Source organism: Streptomyces kanamyceticus (assembly GCF_008704495.1).
Taxonomy (GTDB): Bacteria; Actinomycetota; Actinomycetes; order Streptomycetales; family Streptomycetaceae; genus Streptomyces; species Streptomyces kanamyceticus.
The window spans coordinates 4320722-4333532 of record NZ_CP023699.1; the positions used below are offsets into that span (position 1 = coordinate 4320722).

A 12811-nucleotide genomic window follows, 5' to 3' on the forward strand; every position below is an offset into this window, starting at 1 on the left:
GGGGCGGAGGAATTCAGTCGCCTCTCGTCATTCCGCAAACCGGAACGTGGAAGTCACCGCATCGAAGATGTCGAAGAACGAGTCCGTGAGCTCGAGGAGCTGGCTGCTGCCTGACACCAGAGCCACCTTGCCCTCCTGCCCCGGAACCGGAATGAACGTCTGCATCAGGACGACCCGGATCGTGCGCTCGTCGCCCGGTACGGAGATGTCCTCGATGCCGTACGTACGCGCCGCGAGCCCGACGCCGGGGATGTCGACCGTCGTCGCCTTCCGCCACGCATCGCCCTCCCGCTTGGCCTCGCGCACGCCGAGCTGGGCGACGATGCGGTCGGGGTCCGTCGGCAGGACGTCGCCGTTCGGTGTGCGGGCGCCGACCAGGGAGACCGTGACCGAGCCCGTGACCGGGGTGTCGCCACCGAAGCTCTCCGCCATGCAGCCGCAGTACAGGGCGCCGGACTGCCAGGCGTCGTGCGACGCCTTGCGCAGGAACGCCTCGTAGGTCTCGCGGTGCGGGGCCAGCTCGGGGCGCTGCCGGATGCGGTCGTTGAGCATCTGCCGGATGGCGGCGTCGCGCGACTCGGGGCGCACGTCGAACTCCCACCACGTCTCCGGCACCTTGATGCTGAATCCACCGCGCGCGATGGTCTGCGGTTCCGTGTAGCGGGCCATGGTCGGCGCCCTCCCCGTTCCGTTCCCCGTTGTGATCGTCACCGTCGTGATCGGCTTCCGCCGACCAGCCTACGAGGCCAGGGCGGACGGCTCCCCCTACTCCCCCGTCGCCCTACTCCCCCGTCACCCCGTCGATCCGCTCCCTCAAGAAATCCGCGTGGCCGTTGTGGCGGGCGTACTCCTCGATCATGTGCGTGAGGATGTAGCGCAGGGAGTACTCCTCGTCGCGGAAGCGCACCGTGGCGTCGAACGAGTCGGTGGCGTCCACCAGGGCGCGGGAGCGGGCGCACTGCGCGTGCCAGATCTCGAACGCCTCGTCGGGGTCGGCGTCCGCCACGTCGAAGTCGGCGTGCTCACCGGGCACCCGTGAGCGCCAATGGGCGTGCGGGTCCTCGCCGTTCAGCACGCTGCCGAACCAGCTCCGCTCCACCTCCGCGAGGTGTCTGACGAGTCCGAGCAGGGACATCTCCGAGGGCGGTACGGCCCGTTCGCGCAGCTGGTCGGCGGTGAGGCCCGCGCACTTCATCGCGAGGGTCTCGCGCTGGTACTGGAGGAAGGCGACCAGGGAGGCGCGTTCGCCCGCACCGGAGCGCGGGGGTTCGGCTCGGCGGTGGGGTGCGGTGCGTGTCTCGGCGGTTTCGGGCATCGCGCCATCATGCCGAGGGGGCACGTGCGTACGCATCTGGAATATGGGGACCAGGGGCGACGGCGACATCCGGCTCAGAGCAGGTCGTTGAGCCAGTTCGACACGGCGTCCTGTCCGGCCTGCCGGATCAGTTCGTCGACGGGGCCCGGCGGCTGGGCCGACGCGGCGTCCGGCCTGGCGGGCGTCGGAATCGGCTGGCCGAGCCAGACGGGCCGCCCCCGCTTGGTGGCCATGGCCACGGGGAATCGCAGATCACCGCAGACCAGGACTATGCCCCGGCCATCGGTCATGGACAGCCAGGCATCCTCCGGCATGCGGCCGACGAACGTACGGACCACTTCACGGTCCGGGGAGAGCAGGTGGACCAGATGCATCTGGGGGTTGTGCGGCGTGCGTTCCACGCGGCAGGGCCAGACCTGCCACGGGGACGCGGTGAGCAGCTCGCGGGCCTGCGCGAGGGGGCGCGCGCCTTGCGCACGGGACCAGTCGTCGGCGAAGGGCCACACGCCGAGCATCACGAACACGGTAAGGAAGGTCAGGGGGCCGGAGTCCGTGATTCCTGCGGCCATGACGCAGAGGATCAAGGTGAAGGCCATGTACAGCGGTACGGTCCTGCGCCGCGTCGCGCGGTGGTCCACCTCGGCCTTCTGCCGCCAGACACCGAGGTAACGGGCGGTCGACGCCGTGTCGATGGCTTTGCGGGGCAGCACCCGGTACCCGTACTCCCTGGCCAGCATGATGCCCCCCTGACAACTGTGCCGTGCTGTCACTCCACCACCAGTGGAGTGCGGGGACAAGTGGCCGGGCACGGTGGGAGGTTGCTGCGGTGCGGGAACGCACGCACAGTAAAGTGCCGCGGACGCACGGTCCCGCCCCACCCGTCAGAACCACCCGCCACAGGAACCACGTCAGGAGCTCTCATGAAGCGGACCCGCCTCACCCAGGCCGCCGCCGCCCCCGTCCTCGCCCTCCTCTGCGCGGCCGCCCTCACCGCCTGCGGGGGTTCCGACTCCGGTTCCGACTCCTCCGACGGCTCCAAGGACTCCGCCGACAAGTCGGGGACGTCGGACGCCCCGGAGAAGGCCGCCGACCCGGCAGCCGATCTCGACCGCGCCGTCCTCGCCAAGGACGAGGTGAAGGGCTACCGGATCGACAAGCCCGCCCAGGAGTTCGTGTTCGCCAAGTCCAAGGGTGAGATCAAGCTCGACAAGGCGGACTGCGCCCCGCTGGCGTACGCGATGAACCAGCTCCCCCTCGGCACCCCCAAGGCCGACGCGATACGCGTGGCCGCGGGCGCGAAGGGGCCCGGCGCCTTCACCTACGTCACGCTCGCCACGTACGAGAAGGGCGCGGCGAAGACCGCTCTCGCCGAGCTCTCCAAGGCGGTGAGCGCCTGCGGCGGCGGCTTCACGGCCAAGGCGGGCAAGACCACCAACCCGTACTCCTCCATCGCCGCCGAGACCGCCCCCGCCCCCGCGGGCGCCGACGAGTCCTTCGCCTTCAAGGCCACGCAGAAGTACCAGAACAACACCCACACGCTGCGCGCCCAGGCCGCCCGCCACGGCGACACCATCGCGCTCTACTTCGCCGTGGACGGTCTCGCGTTCACCCAGTCCCGCCCGGGCGACGCGAAGATCGCCACGGCGGTCGTGAACGCGCAGAGCGCGAAGCTCGGGTAGCGGACAGCGGGTAACAGCGCGCCCTAGGCGCCCGGCGTCACGCTGATCCACCCGGCGAACGCGTCGATGTCGTCCATCGCGCCGAGCATCCGCCGCGGATCCGGCGCCGCGGCGATGACCACGACGTCGCACCCGGCGGCCTCGTGGCGCCAGGCGTAGCGCACCCCGGCGACGATCGCGCGGTCCTCGTCCGTCTGCGTGTACCGCAGGGAGCGCAGGCCCGTGCCGAGCGCGTCGGTGGTGAAGTCCTCCACGATCGGCTTCTCCACGAGCGCCGTGTCGTCCGTGGTGACCAGGGCCCGCAGGCTCTCCTCGCGGTCGCCGTCCGCCTCGACGGAGGCGACGTACACGGGCAGCGGCATTTCCCGCGGGTCGGGCAGGTGGAGGTAGACGTCGAACCCGGGGTGGCTCGCCGGAAACCGCTCCGCGCAGGCGCGCAGCGTGGCGGCCAGGCCCTTGAGGTCCTTGCGGGTCGGGTCCAGGTCGGTGTCGCCCCACCACGCGTCGGACATGTAGCGGCCCCACTCCTTGGGGCCCTTCCACGGCGTACCCGTCCAGGAGTTCGGGATCTGCATCCACAGATCGGTGTCGTAGTCCACGTGCGGCCAGCTCATGCTCGGCTCCATCGGAAGGTGCTCATCATCGCGTCAAACAGTTCTACGAAGAGGTCGGCGAGCGCGTCGTCGGGGTCGCCCTCGCCGAGCGTGGAGAAGACGACGCCGAGCCAGCGCCCCGGGTCGCCGGGCACGGGGACGACGTAGTCGACGCGGCGCGAGGCGAGTTCGCCGCCGCCCGGCGCGCTGGCGGCGACCGTGCGTTCCGTACGGACCGCCCGTACGCCGTCGAGCTCGGCGGCGGTGGTCTCGCCGTCCCGTCCCGGTGCTTGAAGGAGGCGGCGCGAGACGGCCGAGGGGTCCACGGCGACCTCGTCGGGGAACTTCATCTCCGAGACGACGATCGAGGCGGGCACCGCGATGCCGTGCATCCGCTCCAGCGGGAGGTAGACGTCGAGCGCCTCGGCCTTGCGGGCTTCGGTCACGGCGTCCTTCAGGCGTCGCTCCAGCTCGCGCCGGTAGGGCCCGATCCGGTCGCGCGGCGCGTCCGCCGGCAGCGTGGCGAAGGCGTCGTCGACGATGGCGCGTATCGCCTCTTCCGTGCCCGACCGCATGGGGACGCGGACCCACTCGGGCGGCAGGATCAGCTGGTAGCCGCGGGGGGCGGTGGTGGTGCGGTCGGTCACGTCGGCCTTCGGTGAGATGCGGTCGTCGGTCATGGCTTGCGCCCTCGCAGGGCACGGAACTTGGGCAGGCCCCACTGGGTGAGCGGCGCCGCGAGCGGGATCAGTACGTAGAAGAGGGAACCGGTGACGAACCCGGTCAGGCCGTTCAAGAGCGCGTGGGCGAAGACCACGACCGGAATCCCGAAGTCGCGCTGCGGCGAGCGCTCGTACTTCAGGATCAGCCCGATCACGAAGGCCGTGGCGACGACGCTCGCGGGTCCAAGGACATAGCGCACGACGAACGCCGTGACGTCATCCGACGCGGCAGCCACGATCATGGCCGCGCAGTACAGGAGCGGAGGTACCAGCGAGATCACACGCACCACGGCGACGTCCTTGCCGTAGGCCTCCTCCGCCTCCTCCGCCGCCCGCTCCTTCGCCTCACGGCTCCGGTCGAGGGCCGCGAAGTAGCGCTCGCCGGGCTCACGTCGGCCGCCGTCACCGCTCCCCCGGCTCACCAGGTGGACCCGACTTCGGCGGTGTACTCGTTCTTGTAGTTCTGGAACGGCTCGAAGTACGGCTTGTCGGTCCATGTGTCGCTGGACCCGGCGAGCTTGCCGCCCAGGTCGATGCCCTGGCCCGCGGCGAAGACCTGCTGGTTGTGGCGCAGATAGCTCTCGGCGCCCTGGCTGGCCGTGTGGACGGCGTCGTCGCCCGCGTAGGCGGCCCGCGTCTTCATGATGTCCTTGTACGCCACGGCCGCGTCCTTGTCGCCGCCCGCCCGCAGGATGTCCGCCTTGCTGACCTTGGGCAGCGGCGCCTTGGTGGCCACCTTCTCCGCGCCAGCGCCCGCCTTGGCCGCCAGCGCGTCGGCCTGCTCGATCGCCTCGCGGGCCGCCCGCTTCTGCGCCTTGGACGCGCCCTTGTTGGCGAGGGTCCGCCCGGCCTGTCCGTACGCCTTGCTCATGCCGTTCTTCGCGGCGCTCGTGGCGGCCTTCTTGGCGCCCTGCCCCGCGGCGAGCCGGGTGGCCGCCTGGCCCGCCTTCAGGCCGGACACGGCACCGCGTCCCAGGCCCATGGTGGCGAGCGCGAACACGTCGAGGGCGACGTCCGCCCAGGAGCCCTGTCCGGCGGCCGCCATCCCCACTCTCGCCACAAGGACCGCGATTCCCGCGGCGAGGACCACCCCGATCCCGATGCCGGAGATGAAGATCGCCGCGATGGCGAGGGCGGTGGCGACGTAGCTGGCGATCTCGATGACGACCTTCAGCCAGCCCGCGTTCTTGTCGATCCAGTCCTTGACGTTGTCCCACCAGCTGTCGGTGAGCGGGTCGTCGTCGATGGCGTTCTCGATCAACGTGGCGTAGTGGTCGGCCTCGTTGTCGTACTTCTCCTTGGCCTTCTTCAGGTCCTTCTTGGCCTGGTCCTCGTCGCTCTTGGCCAGCTCAAGGGCGTCCCCGGCGGCGGACTGGGCGCCGCGCAGCTCACCGGCCCAGCCCGAGAGGTGCTTCTTGACGCCCTCGTACCGCTCCGCTGTCTGGTCGAGCTTCTTGCCGAGTTCGGCGGCGCCCTCGGTCAGCTTGTCCGAGTACTTGCCCTTCAGGCCTTCCTTCTTGGCTATCTTGTGCAGCTTCTCCGCCTGGTCGCGCAGCTTCTTCGCGACGTTCTTCATGTGCTCGACTTCGTCGTCGATGTCCTTGGGGGACCCGGGCACCGGGTCGCTGTCGGCGAGCGGATGCCAGTCCGTGGGGCGCGCCATGATGTTCCCTACTTCCCCTTCGCCTTCTCGCGCTTCGCCTTCGCGGCCGAATCCGCCAGGTCCTTGTCGGCCTTCTCGAACGTCTGCCTGGTCGTCTCGACCCAGCCGCCGATCTTGTCGATCTCCTCGACGAGGCCCTTGCGGTGCCGGTCCCAGTTGTCGACGAACGTGGACATCGCCTTGGCCATGCGGGGCGCCCCCACCACGGCCCTGAGTTCCTTCTTCCAGTCGTCGATGCCCTCGAACTCGCCCTTGATGAAGTGGAGTTGCTTCTCCGTCGTCTTGAGCAGCGTGATGTCGACCGACAGGTCCGGAGTGCCCACGCGATTCCCCCTTCTCGCTTCGTTCTGTTCTTAGCCGCACGCGGGGCGGTCGAGCAGGAACCTGCCGCGCTGTTGATGGATCACATACGGAATTGCTTGCAGGAGCGTCGCGAGAACCCCCATGAGCACCGCCGTCCACGCGGCGGCGGGGTGCGTGTCCATGAGCCGGACCCCGTGCACGACCGAGAAGCAGGAGCCGACGGCCATGACCGCCGTGGAGGAGACGCCGACCAGGGTGCGGGGGAAGCGGGACACCGCCCGCGCCGCCCGCCCGGACGTGGGGAGCAGGCGCAGACCGAGGGCCGGTCCCTTGGGCCAGGCCGCCTGCCCCGTCACCCGTCGTTCGGTCACCGGCAGGGCCAGGGCGCCCCGGAGCGCCGCCCATCCGTCGCGCCCGCCGTCGCCGCCGAACCACTGGCGCCAGGGCAGTACGACTCTGATCTGGCCGTCGGGGCCGCGCAGTTCGACCCCCACGGGCTCACCCGACCGCACGCGTACGAGCACCAGCGCGGTCACGGCGTGCGGCCCCCGGCGGGCAAGGCGGTGCTCCTGCCCGGAGATGTCCTTGAGGACCAGGTCGTGGCGCTCGACGCGGAGCTCGGTGTCGCGGCAGAACCTGACCGTGGCGCGCGTGCCGGAGGTGGGGCGCGGAGTGATCCGGGCCGATGCGGCGGGGGCGGTGTGGCGCCGCAGCCGCAGGCGGGTCCAGGCGCGCAGCGCGAGGCGGGCCGCCGGGGCGGTCAGGGCCGCGCCCGCCGACACCAGGACGAGCCACGGCGCGGCGGCGTCGGAGAACAGGAGCGCGGTGAAGGTGGCGCCCCAGACGGCGGCGGCGCCGCCGCGCGTCAGCCAGTACCAGGCGGGGAAGACGCCGCCCGGCGCCAGCGAGACAACGCGCTGGCGGGTGCGCCGGTCGACGAGCGGGTCGTCCGCGTCCCGCACGGTGTGCAGCGGAATACCGGCGGCCGCCAGCAGGCCCGCCACTCCGGTACGGCTGAGGAGCTGCTCCCCGTGTACGTAGCGCTGCGGCAGCTGATCGGCCTCGGGCAGCCAGTCGTCGAGACGCACACGCCCGATCAACAGGCCCTTACTGTCCTGCAGTTGGAGCTCGCCCCAGGTGCCGGGGAGCGGCGGCCCCATGCGCTCCGCGTCCGGTCCCCCCACATCGACGAAGACGGCCCGGCTGATCCCCTCGCCCCCGACCGGCAGCCGCCGCGTGCCGGAGCGGGTGCGCAGCACCAGGTCGCCGCCGTCGACGAAGAGCCGCGCGCGACGGCTCAGCTCCACGCCGGGGCCGGGCTGGGCGCGGGGCCTGAGGGCGGGCTCGGGCGGGACCGGGGCATCCGCCACGGGATCCGCTACGGGATCCGCCACAGGATCCTCCACGGCATCGGGCGCGTCGTGGCTCATGCCGTGTGCACCGCCGCTCCCATCGCCCCACCCATCGCTCTACTACACCTATGTAGAGCGAAGTTATCATCGCAAGTGGACCTCGCCCCGGCAGCTACGTCCACCGGGAACCCGTCACGCCCGTCGCGTCACGACACGATGACAGTCCGGCGAGATGGCATGACATATCCCGTTATCAAACCTGGCGGAACTGTCAACCCCCCAGCTAGCGTCACCCCGTTGGAGACACCCCTCGCCCCACCGGGAGCCGACTGTGAACCGCCGCACTACGCGCACCATGCCTGTCACCGCCGCGCTCGCCGTGACCGGGGCCCTGCTCCTGACGGCCTGCGGCGGCTCCGACGGCGACGAATCCAAGGACAGCGACAAGATCGCGGGAGCCGAGCAGGGCGCGGATAAGCCGGAGAAGTCGGCGGATCCCTCCGGGGCACCGGCGGAGGACAAGCCGGACGGCGTCGACCTGACCCTGCCGAAGAGCATGAATCTGGTCTTCGACTGGAACAAGCCGAAGGACAAGAACGAAGCGGCCGCGATGAGTGACGCCGCCAACTTCTTCCGGGCCATCTACCGAGGCGTGGACAAGCGCACGACCGACGACGCGGCCGTGACCGCCTACTCCACTGCCGACGGGCTCCGCTACGCGAAGGTCCAGATCAAGGAGTGGATCGACGGCGGCTGGACCGCCACAGGCACCCTGCGCCACTACCAGGCCAGCACGCGGTCGTCCGCGAACGGCAAGTCGGTGGAGGTCTCGTTCTGTGCGGACTCGAGCAAGTTCTATGGCAAAGAGATCAAGTCGGGGAAGGTCCTGAAGACCGAGGGCAGCATCAAGGACTTCGACCACTACAAGATCATCATGGTCAAGTACCCCACAGGTAAAGGCCTGTGGCAGGCGTCCAAGGTGTTCGTCGAGACGAAGGCGGAGAAGTGCCGGTGAACAGATCGCGACGTACTGCCCCCAGAGCCACCATCACAGCCCTGACACTCGCCGTCAGCGTTCTCGTCCTCGCGGGGCCCGCCTACGCGGGGAAGCCCGTGGGTTCGGACAAGGGCGCCAGCACGGACACGGAAGGCGGCGGCGACGGGACCGGCATCTACGCCGCCGCCCAGGTCAAATACACCGGCGCCGTCAGCAAGCCCGGCAGCCCGGGCAACGTCACCTCCTCCGACGTCACCTGGGACCCGCCGCCCTGCTGGTACGCCCCGTACCTCGGCGCCAAGGACTTCAAGAAGGAGATGTCCGGGAACCTCAAGGACGCCATGGGCAAGCCCGGCATGGGCGGTCACGCGGGCGCCGCGCTCTCCGAGACGCAGCGGCACTACGAGGACGACTACGGCTGGGCGGACACCCCCGGTTACAAGGACTACAACGTCGACAAGGACGGCAAGGGGATGTTCTGGGCCGGGGTCGAGAACCCCGAAGAGCCCGACTACCTCAAGCGCAAGTCCTGCACGGACCTGCCGTTCTGGGTCGACAACGGCGAGAAGCCGCCGGCCCGGTACGAGGAGGCCATCACGCCCGAGATGCTCGCCGCCCTCGCCTACCAGCACATGCAACTGCCCGACACCAAGGTGTCCCTCGCGCCCGACGGCACCACCAAGGTGAACCTGCCCACCTGGGCCTGGCTCGACAAGGCAGTCTTCGACGACGTCGAGGCGACGGCCGCGATCAACGTGCCCGGGTTCGAACTCCACGCGACGACGACCGCCAAGCCCAAGTCCCTCACCCTCAAGCCGGGCACCGGCGACGCCACCCTGATCCCCGCGAGCGGCGAATGCCCCATCGTCGACGGCAAGATCGGCGAGCCGTACGCCAAGGGCAAGTCCAAGGAGACCCCGCCCTGCGGCATCGTCTACGGCCGCTCGTCCGGCGGCGAGACCTTCCCCCTCAAGGCCGCCCTCACCTGGGAGATCAGCTGGACGGGCACGGGCCAGGCGGGCGCGCAGCCGATGCCCGACGGGACGATCGAGGTCACTCAGGACATCGCGGTCGAGGAAGTGCAGTCGATCAACCGATAGCAGAACATGCTCAGTTGGGTGCGCCCTTCACTATCGAACCTGTCGAAAGTAAGGGCGCGCCCCTCACTATCGTCACTAGTGGCACCCCAGGCCCCCTGGATACGTTCGTCCGGGTTCAAGTCGAGGCGGGGGGGCCGAGATATGGGTGACAGACTCAGAGCGGATCTGGACCTCATCAAGGATTGCTCGGATGCGCTGTACGGCATCCACCGAGAGTTCAAGGAGCACGGAGACCCCTCCGACGGCTATGAGAAGGCCCTCGGCAGCGAGAAGCTCCGCGACATCTTCGACGACTTCTCCGGCACGTGGAAGAAGACGCGCAAGAAGCTGATGAAGGACATCGAGAACCTCGCCAAGTACACGGCGGAAGCCGCCAAGACGTACGACGACGTGGACCATGCCCTCGCCGAGGCCCTCAGGGACGCGAAGAAGAGCGCCAAGAAGGGGAAGAAGTGAGCGCGCGGCCGACCGACTGGGAACCGCTCTTCGACTCGGATCCGATACCGGGCGATCCGCACGAAGTGGCCGCGCTCGGCAAGAAGTTGCGCCGGATGGCCGACGAGATCGACAAGCAGGCCAGGAACATCAAGGCGCTCGCGTCCGTCGAGAACTGGGACAGCGAGGCCGGGCGCGCCTTCCACGAGACGGCGGGCGACACCTCCAAGCGCCTGCGGGACGCGTACGACCGCTATGACGAGGCAGCCCTCGCGATCGGCACCAAGGTGAACGAGGGCGGCGGCGAGTCCAAGGAGTACGCCAGCGAGCTGCACCGCGCGCAGCGCATGGCGGACAAGGCGCTGGCCGACTTCCGGGCCATGGAGCCCGAACACAAGGCCACGCAGGCCGCGTTGGGCAAGACCGACGGCACGGTGCCGTCATCGGCGGAGGACAGCGTCGAGCGCTCGAAGCAGCGCAAGAAGCTCGACGAGTCCACGAAGGTGATGGCCGGGCACCGGCAGACGATCATGCAGGCCCAGGAGATCCGTGACGACGCGGCGAGCGCCGCCGCCAAGAAGATCAAGCGGATCATCCATCACGACGAGGTCCGTGACCCCGGCGGATTCATGAACTGGATCGCGGACCACGCCGACTGGTTCACCGCGGCGGCCACGATCCTGGCGGTGGTGGCCCTGGTGGCGGCGGTCGTCCTGACGGGCGGTATCGCCGCGATCATCGTGGGCGTGGCCGCCGCGCTGAGCGCCACGGCGCTGACGGGCCGGTTGTACGACGTCTTCGCCAGGGGCGGGAAGTTCGACTGGGTGAAGATCACCATCGACGTGCTCGGCATCGTCCCCGGCGTCGGCTTGCTCAAGGGCCTCGCGGTGGGCGCCAAGGGCGTCACCCGGCTCGCCGCCGCCAGGGAGGTCGCCTGGGGCATGTTCACCAACGGCATCGCGGTGAAGAGCATCAACAGCGGCGTGGGCCTCGCGTCGAAGCTGCTGAGCGGGAAGCTGGCGGCGAAGGTGCCAGGCTTGAGCAAGATCGGTTCCAAGCTCCCCGGCGCCGGCTTCCTGCCGGAGAACGTGACGCGCTTCATCAAGGGCGCCGCGCTGGCGAACCTCGGCGTGCAGTCGGCGATCAAGCTGAACCGGGCGCTGCCCGACCAGAGCGACCAGGCGCCCAAGCACGCCACCCCCGACCCCAGTCCGGGGCCGAGCCCGAAGCCGGGCCCGAGTACGCCACCGTCCACCCCGGACCGCCCGTCGCCCTCCCCGCGGCCGAGTCCGACGTCCGCGCCGTTCCACGGCGCGCTCGCACCCGCAGGGTAAGGAGGAGCCATGCCAGGCCCCACGTCGCGCCGTGACTTCCAGGCGCTCCAGAACGGACAGTTCGTCGACGACGGCGGCCAGACGCACGATCTGGTCCCCGCCTCCGTCATCGCCTCCGTCCCCGCAGCCAAGGAGGCGGCCGAGCGGTACGGGCGGGAGGTGCGGTTCGACTTCCTCGACGACCGTGCCGTACTCGCGATGCTGTACCGCCGCAGTCAGGACACGGCGAAGGCGGGCGTCCTCGGCTGTCTCTTCGCCCTGCCGCTGTTCGTCTTCGGGGCGGGCGCCTGGCCGTTCTGGGACCTGGTCGCCGTCGAGAAGCCGCGCTCGTTCCAGATCGCGTTCCTGGTAGCGGACGCCGTGATCGTCGTCGGTCTGCTCGTCGCGCTCTACCTGCTGCGGCGGCGCAGCCTGCTCGACGAGACCAACCGCAACATGCGGTGCCGTGCGCGGCTCTACCGCAAGATCGCCGTCATCGCGCGCAACGGCGGGGCCGACGTCCCCTTGCTCTACCCGCACTACGGCATGTACATCACCTCGCGGAAGTTCTTCCCCGAAGCGCCCGAACACCCCGTCCCGGTCCTCCCGGAAGGCAACGGCCTCACGTGACCGCCCCCACCGAACTGCCGGACCGCCTCGAATTCATCCCCACCGGGCCCGCCCCCGGCGCGAACACGGCCACGGTCCGCTCCGACACCATTCACGTCCGCTGGGTGATGCCGGAGATCTTCCACGACATCCCGCTGCACGAGGACGACGAGGACGAGGCGGTGCGGCTCCTGGAGGAGCTGGCCGAGAAGGCGCTGCCCGGGGCCGAGCCCGAGGACTGCCTCAAACTGGCGGTCGTCATCGCGCTCGGCATGGACGACCTGCTCGCCGACGGGGCCGAGTTCGCGGCCGTCTGCGTGGCGGCGATCGGCGAGGAACCGTGCACCGCCACGGTCTTCACCTCCCTCACCGACAGCCCCGAGACGGAGGACGGCGACGCCGTCGCGGCGATCGCCGCCGGCCTGCGCGGGCTGCGCGCGGGCGAGGTCACCGAGATCCAGCTCCCGTGCGGCCCCGCCGTCTCCTGCATCGGCACCCGCGAGGACCGGATCAGCGGCCAACTGACGGAATCCGGCGCGGATTTACCGGTCCCCACGTCGTACGTCCGCGTGTACCTCCCGCTGCCGAACCTGACCACGGTCGTGCTGGAGATGAGCACGCCCACACCGGTCGGCTGGGACACGTTCTGCACGGTCTTCGGGAACGTGGTGAGCAGCATCCGCCTGTTCCACGCGGACGGCACCCCGCTGGTCATCGAGCCGGAGTGACC

General features: G+C 70.0%; 16 protein-coding genes. 7 read left to right on the forward strand and 9 right to left on the reverse strand.

The genetic code is table 11. The features are described from left to right. Nucleotides 1-27: 27 nt before the first annotated feature. The 3 genes from CP970_RS17935 to CP970_RS17945 all read right to left on the reverse strand — a co-directional run bounded on the left by CP970_RS17935 (nt 28) and on the right by CP970_RS17945 (nt 2052). Nucleotides 28-669 carry a hypothetical protein gene (locus CP970_RS17935; protein WP_055547579.1) on the reverse strand — a complete coding sequence of 214 codons (642 nt, stop codon included), beginning with the start codon at nt 667-669 and terminating at the stop codon, nt 28-30. 112 nt (nt 670-781) lie between these two features. Beyond that, nucleotides 782-1315, reverse strand: coding sequence for a DinB family protein (locus CP970_RS17940; RefSeq protein WP_055547582.1), 534 nt, complete (start codon nt 1313-1315; stop codon nt 782-784). Between the two features lie 74 nt (nt 1316-1389). Further along, nucleotides 1390-2052 carry a hypothetical protein gene (locus CP970_RS17945; protein WP_055547584.1) on the reverse strand — a complete coding sequence of 221 codons (663 nt, stop codon included), beginning with the start codon at nt 2050-2052 and terminating at the stop codon, nt 1390-1392. 183 nt (nt 2053-2235) lie between these two features. On the opposite strand from CP970_RS17945, the gene CP970_RS17950 reads away from it, so the two are divergent. After that, nucleotides 2236-2994: a hypothetical protein gene (locus tag CP970_RS17950; RefSeq protein ID WP_055547585.1), complete on the forward strand. Its 759-nt coding sequence runs from the start codon at nt 2236-2238 to the stop codon at nt 2992-2994. Between the two features lie 23 nt (nt 2995-3017). Here the strand turns inward: CP970_RS17950 and CP970_RS17955 are convergent, their stop codons facing one another. From CP970_RS17955 to CP970_RS17980, 6 genes are read right to left on the reverse strand one after another with little or no spacing between them, the layout of a single operon-like run. Then, a complete protein-coding gene (locus CP970_RS17955) occupies nt 3018-3608 on the reverse strand; it encodes a hypothetical protein (protein WP_063806089.1) in 591 nt (196 codons plus the stop codon). Further along, on the reverse strand, nt 3605-4267 hold the full coding sequence (locus CP970_RS17960) for a hypothetical protein (RefSeq protein WP_055547589.1): 663 nt from the start codon (nt 4265-4267) through the stop codon (nt 3605-3607). The genes CP970_RS17955 and CP970_RS17960 overlap by 4 nt, the downstream gene beginning before the upstream one ends. Then, entirely contained in the window at nt 4264-4731 is a 468-nt protein-coding gene (locus CP970_RS17965; RefSeq protein WP_055547591.1) for a hypothetical protein, read from the reverse strand. The genes CP970_RS17960 and CP970_RS17965 overlap by 4 nt, the downstream gene beginning before the upstream one ends. Beyond that, nucleotides 4728-5972, reverse strand: a complete 1245-nt coding sequence (locus CP970_RS17970) for a putative T7SS-secreted protein (protein ID WP_055547593.1) — start codon at nt 5970-5972, stop codon at nt 4728-4730. The genes CP970_RS17965 and CP970_RS17970 overlap by 4 nt, the downstream gene beginning before the upstream one ends. Nucleotides 5973-5980: 8 nt before the next feature. Next, entirely contained in the window at nt 5981-6295 is a 315-nt protein-coding gene (locus CP970_RS17975; RefSeq protein ID WP_055547595.1) for a hypothetical protein, read from the reverse strand. A 30-nt stretch (nt 6296-6325) separates the two neighbouring features. Continuing rightward, nucleotides 6326-7705, reverse strand: a complete 1380-nt coding sequence (locus CP970_RS17980) for a hypothetical protein (protein WP_224058499.1) — start codon at nt 7703-7705, stop codon at nt 6326-6328. A 277-nt stretch (nt 7706-7982) separates the two neighbouring features. Between CP970_RS17980 and CP970_RS17985 the strand changes: the two genes are divergently transcribed. The 6 genes from CP970_RS17985 (at nt 7983) to CP970_RS18010 (ending at nt 12809) form a co-directional block, all read left to right on the forward strand. Beyond that, the gene (locus tag CP970_RS17985; protein ID WP_055555970.1) at nt 7983-8642 is read left to right on the forward strand and encodes a hypothetical protein; all 660 of its coding nucleotides are present in this window, start codon (nt 7983-7985) and stop codon (nt 8640-8642) included. Next, nucleotides 8639-9724, forward strand: coding sequence for a hypothetical protein (locus CP970_RS17990; RefSeq protein WP_055555974.1), 1086 nt, complete (start codon nt 8639-8641; stop codon nt 9722-9724). Before CP970_RS17985 ends, CP970_RS17990 begins: the two co-directional genes overlap by 4 nt. A gap of 141 nt (nt 9725-9865) precedes the next feature. Continuing rightward, a complete protein-coding gene (locus CP970_RS17995; RefSeq protein WP_055555968.1) occupies nt 9866-10180 on the forward strand; it encodes a hypothetical protein in 315 nt (104 codons plus the stop codon). Beyond that, a complete protein-coding gene (locus CP970_RS18000) occupies nt 10177-11493 on the forward strand; it encodes a putative T7SS-secreted protein (protein ID WP_055555966.1) in 1317 nt (438 codons plus the stop codon). The genes CP970_RS17995 and CP970_RS18000 overlap by 4 nt, the downstream gene beginning before the upstream one ends. A gap of 9 nt (nt 11494-11502) precedes the next feature. Further along, nucleotides 11503-12102: a hypothetical protein gene (locus CP970_RS18005; protein WP_055555965.1), complete on the forward strand. Its 600-nt coding sequence runs from the start codon at nt 11503-11505 to the stop codon at nt 12100-12102. Further along, entirely contained in the window at nt 12099-12809 is a 711-nt protein-coding gene (locus CP970_RS18010; RefSeq protein WP_055555962.1) for a hypothetical protein, read from the forward strand. Before CP970_RS18005 ends, CP970_RS18010 begins: the two co-directional genes overlap by 4 nt. Nucleotides 12810-12811 lie beyond the last annotated feature (2 nt).

What these genes read in the sequence shown, in the direction of transcription:
- CP970_RS17995 (WP_055555968.1), top strand. Translation starts at nt 9,866, where the DNA reads ATGGGTGACAGACTCAGAGCGGATCTGGACCTCATCAAGGATTGCTCG.
- CP970_RS17945 (WP_055547584.1), bottom strand. Translation starts at nt 2,052, where the DNA reads ATGCTGGCCAGGGAGTACGGGTACCGGGTGCTGCCCCGCAAAGCCATC.
- CP970_RS18005 (WP_055555965.1), top strand. Translation starts at nt 11,503, where the DNA reads ATGCCAGGCCCCACGTCGCGCCGTGACTTCCAGGCGCTCCAGAACGGA.
- CP970_RS17970 (WP_055547593.1), bottom strand. Translation starts at nt 5,972, where the DNA reads ATGGCGCGCCCCACGGACTGGCATCCGCTCGCCGACAGCGACCCGGTG.
- CP970_RS17960 (WP_055547589.1), bottom strand. Translation starts at nt 4,267, where the DNA reads ATGACCGACGACCGCATCTCACCGAAGGCCGACGTGACCGACCGCACC.
- CP970_RS17955 (WP_063806089.1), bottom strand. Translation starts at nt 3,608, where the DNA reads ATGAGCTGGCCGCACGTGGACTACGACACCGATCTGTGGATGCAGATC.
- CP970_RS17950 (WP_055547585.1), top strand. Translation starts at nt 2,236, where the DNA reads ATGAAGCGGACCCGCCTCACCCAGGCCGCCGCCGCCCCCGTCCTCGCC.
- CP970_RS17980 (WP_224058499.1), bottom strand. Translation starts at nt 7,705, where the DNA reads ATGAGCCACGACGCGCCCGATGCCGTGGAGGATCCTGTGGCGGATCCC.
- CP970_RS17985 (WP_055555970.1), top strand. Translation starts at nt 7,983, where the DNA reads ATGCCTGTCACCGCCGCGCTCGCCGTGACCGGGGCCCTGCTCCTGACG.
- CP970_RS17940 (WP_055547582.1), bottom strand. Translation starts at nt 1,315, where the DNA reads ATGCCCGAAACCGCCGAGACACGCACCGCACCCCACCGCCGAGCCGAA.
- CP970_RS17935 (WP_055547579.1), bottom strand. Translation starts at nt 669, where the DNA reads ATGGCCCGCTACACGGAACCGCAGACCATCGCGCGCGGTGGATTCAGC.